The sequence below is a fragment of the Nocardia sp. NPDC060220 genome (assembly GCF_042727815.1).
Taxonomy (GTDB): domain Bacteria; phylum Actinomycetota; class Actinomycetes; order Mycobacteriales; family Mycobacteriaceae; genus Nocardia.
In genome coordinates, this window is the sequence record NZ_JBHWZY010000817.1 from 1 (window position 1) to 3,065 (window position 3,065).

Sequence of the window (3,065 nt, forward strand, 5' to 3'; positions counted from 1 at the left end):
GTGTAGCGGTGGGAGAACGAAAATGTTTGTCACGTCAATCATTTCAGCAATCGCCGATTGCCATTCCGACCCTGGAAAGCTGTCGCCCGAACAGGCGCATCGGGCGATGCAGATACATCTCGAATGCAGCGTCGACCTGTGCCGGGTGCGACGGCGTGCGCGTCAAGTCCTCGTCGAAGCGAAACTGATGGTGCTCGATCAGCGGGCAGGTTAGCGATTGAGCGACGGAATTGCGGGAATGCGTTTCCCATGTTCACTCCGCTGCCCTCTTCGGCCGCCTGGTTACACCGGGACGCGCGTACCGGATTCGAGGTCACGTATTTCCGTGATGACGCGCGCGGAGTTCTCGTCGAAGGGTGCGCGACGGCGGTCGAGGACGGGATCACCTGGGTGATCGACTACCGGCTGCGGCTCGACGGGAGCTGGCACACCCGGTCGGCGCAGATCGTCGGACGGTATCCCGAGGGCAGGCGGTCGGTGACCGTGCAGTCCGATGGGCTGGGGCGCTGGCAGGTCGACGGCACGGTCGCGCCCGAGCTCGACGGGTGTCTCGATATCGATCTCGAGGCGTCGGCGTTCACCAATGCCTTGCCGGTGCACCGCCTCGGGCTCGCGGTCGGCGACGGTGCCGACGCGCCCGCCGCCTATGTGCGCGCCGCCGACCTCACCGCGGCCCGATTACCGCAACACTATCGCCGGATCGCCGACGGGGTAGGTCAGCGCTACGACTACCGCGCTCCCGAATTCGACTTCCACGCCACCCTGGACTACGACGAGTCGGGTCTGATCATCGACTACCCCGGGCTGGCCACACGCACCGCGTGATCGACGACGTCGAGCAGGTTCCGAGGGGCCGAGAGCACCCGGCTCCACCGGCTCGACAACACTTCTTCCTATGCGACGTAGGCAGCAGCCGCCGCTGCCGAAACGGCACGGCCTCGATCCCGCCCGACTCCGGCTCCCGGAGGACGGGCAGTGGACGACCGTGCGCGACCACCTCGTCGAGCGGTTGCCGCGGGTGGATCCGGCCAGGATCGACGCGATGCTGGTGGCGGGCGAGATCGTGGATCTGGAAGGCCCGCTGAGACCGGACGCGCCGTTCGTGCCGGGCGGCGCCGTATGGTTCCACCGCGATCTGCCCGTCGAGACCGAGGTGCCGTTCGAGATCGGGATCGTGCACCGCGACGACGACATCCTCGTGATCGACAAGCCGCACTTCCTGGCGACGATCCCGCGCGGTCAGCACATTCTCCAAACGGCGCTGGTGCGGTTGCGCAACGAGCTCGAACTGCCCGACCTGATCCCGGCGCACCGACTGGACCGGGTCACCGCGGGCCTGCTGCTGTTCGTGGTGAATCCGGCCCGGCGCGGCGCCTATCAGACGATGTTCCACCGCAAGACCGTGCGCAAGGAGTACGAGGCCATCGCGCCCTACGATCCCGCCCTCGCGCTGCCGCGGACCGTGCGCAGCCGGATCATCAAGGAGAAGCAGGTGCTCGCCGCTTTCGAGGTGGACGGCGAGCCCAATGCCGAGACCGAGGTCGAACTGGTCGAACACCGCGACGGGCTCGGGCGCTACCGCCTTCGCCCGCACACCGGGCGAACCCATCAGCTGCGCCTGCATATGAACGGGCTCGGCGTGCCGATTCTCGGCGACGATTTCTACCCCGTGATCACCGATAAGTCGGTCGACGATTACACGCGGCCGTTGCAATTGCTGGCAGCCTCGCTCGAATTCACGGATCCGATCAGCGGGGCCCCGCGACGGTTCGAGACGCGGCGCGAGTTGCAGGCCTGGACAGATATGGCCGGATGGTCCGGGTCGGCTGTCGAGTAGCTCACAGCACCGCGCCGACTGTCGATCTTGGTGGGCTCATTCCGGGCCGCTCAACGCGGGGGTAGCGGGTTTTCACGCATTCACCGGACCGTTTTCGTTTCGTGATATTTCCGTACACTCGGTCGGGTGCCCGTACCCGCCGTCGCCGATTCCCCGCCGAAGCTCCATGCCTACATCGATATCGCGGTGGTCGTCGTCGTGCTGGCAGGCACCAACCTGATCGCTCACTTCACGACCGCGTGGGCCAATATCGTCACCGTTCCCGTCGCGGCGTTCGCGCTCTTGGCGCTGATGCGCAGGCGGGGGCTGGGCTGGGCGGAACTCGGGCTGTCACCCAGGCACTGGAAGCGCGGCACGGTGTACGCGCTCGGTGCCGTCGGGATCGTGCTCACCGCGGTCGCGATCGGCGCTCTCTTGCCGCTCACCAGGCCGTTCTTCCTCGCCGATCGCTACGCCACGATCTCGGGCGCACTGATCGCGTCGATGATCGTGATCCCGCTGCAGACGGTGATCCCCGAAGAACTCGCCTTCCGCGGGGTACTGCACGGCACACTCGACCGGGTCCTCGGTGTCCGCGGGCTCTTCGCCGCCGGATCGCTGATGTTCGGTCTCTGGCACATCGCGTCTTCGTTCGGCCTCACCTCCGGCAACAAGGGGCTGTCCAGCATCGTCGGCGGCGGCGTGCTCGGCCAAATGGCCGGGATAGCACTCGCCGTAGCGGCCACCGCCGCCGCGGGTGTCGTGTTCACCTGGCTGCGCCGCCGCAGCGGTAGCCTTCTCGCCCCCATCGCCCTGCACTGGTCGCTCAACGGCGCGGGCGCACTCGCCGCCGCCGTCGTCTGGCACACCGCCCTGCGCTGAAGCCGACCCGAGCTGGGCAGTTGAGCGCCGCGCTGTCAGCCGAGTGTTGTGCATCAGTCGAACGCCGCAGGCGCCTGGTGATCGAGTGTCCAGAAGTCAGCGCTGAGGCTATCGCCGCGTTGTGATGGCGTGGAATACTGGCGACAATTTCTGGCATGACAACATGCCAGATGTAGCGGTTTCCACCGAGAGGGCATGTCCGCCATGAAACGTACGCACACCGGCAGGGTCGTCGCGGTGACCGGCGGTGCCGCTGGGATCGGGCTGGAGATCGCGCGGCAGTTCGCAGGCGCGGGGGCTCGGGTGTGTCTCGGTGACCTGTCGGGCAGCGCGGCGCGCGCGGCCGCGGCCGGGCTGCCGGGAACCG

General features: G+C 67.3%; 5 protein-coding genes. All 5 read left to right on the forward strand.

Annotation, left to right across the window (positions count from 1 at the left end):
* Positions 1 to 214, forward strand: a 214-nt coding sequence (locus ACFWF3_RS30150; RefSeq protein WP_379317038.1) for a hypothetical protein, incomplete at its 5' end; no start/stop codon positions are given.
* A gap of 35 nt (positions 215 to 249) precedes the next feature.
* Complete coding sequence (locus ACFWF3_RS30155; RefSeq protein WP_378993683.1) at positions 250 to 825, forward strand: putative glycolipid-binding domain-containing protein; 576 nt, start codon at positions 250 to 252, stop codon at positions 823 to 825.
* A gap of 70 nt (positions 826 to 895) precedes the next feature.
* Positions 896 to 1,837 carry an RluA family pseudouridine synthase gene (locus ACFWF3_RS30160; RefSeq protein WP_379317040.1) on the forward strand — a complete coding sequence of 314 codons (942 nt, stop codon included), beginning with the start codon at positions 896 to 898 and terminating at the stop codon, positions 1,835 to 1,837.
* Between the two features lie 126 nt (positions 1,838 to 1,963).
* Complete coding sequence (locus tag ACFWF3_RS30165) at positions 1,964 to 2,698, forward strand: type II CAAX prenyl endopeptidase Rce1 family protein (RefSeq protein WP_378993687.1); 735 nt, start codon at positions 1,964 to 1,966, stop codon at positions 2,696 to 2,698.
* A gap of 204 nt (positions 2,699 to 2,902) precedes the next feature.
* The coding region (locus ACFWF3_RS30170; protein ID WP_379317043.1) for an SDR family NAD(P)-dependent oxidoreductase at positions 2,903 to 3,065 on the forward strand (163 nt) is incomplete at its 3' end.

What these genes read in the sequence shown, in the direction of transcription:
- ACFWF3_RS30155 (WP_378993683.1), top strand. Translation starts at nt 250, where the DNA reads ATGTTCACTCCGCTGCCCTCTTCGGCCGCCTGGTTACACCGGGACGCG.
- ACFWF3_RS30160 (WP_379317040.1), top strand. Translation starts at nt 896, where the DNA reads ATGCGACGTAGGCAGCAGCCGCCGCTGCCGAAACGGCACGGCCTCGAT.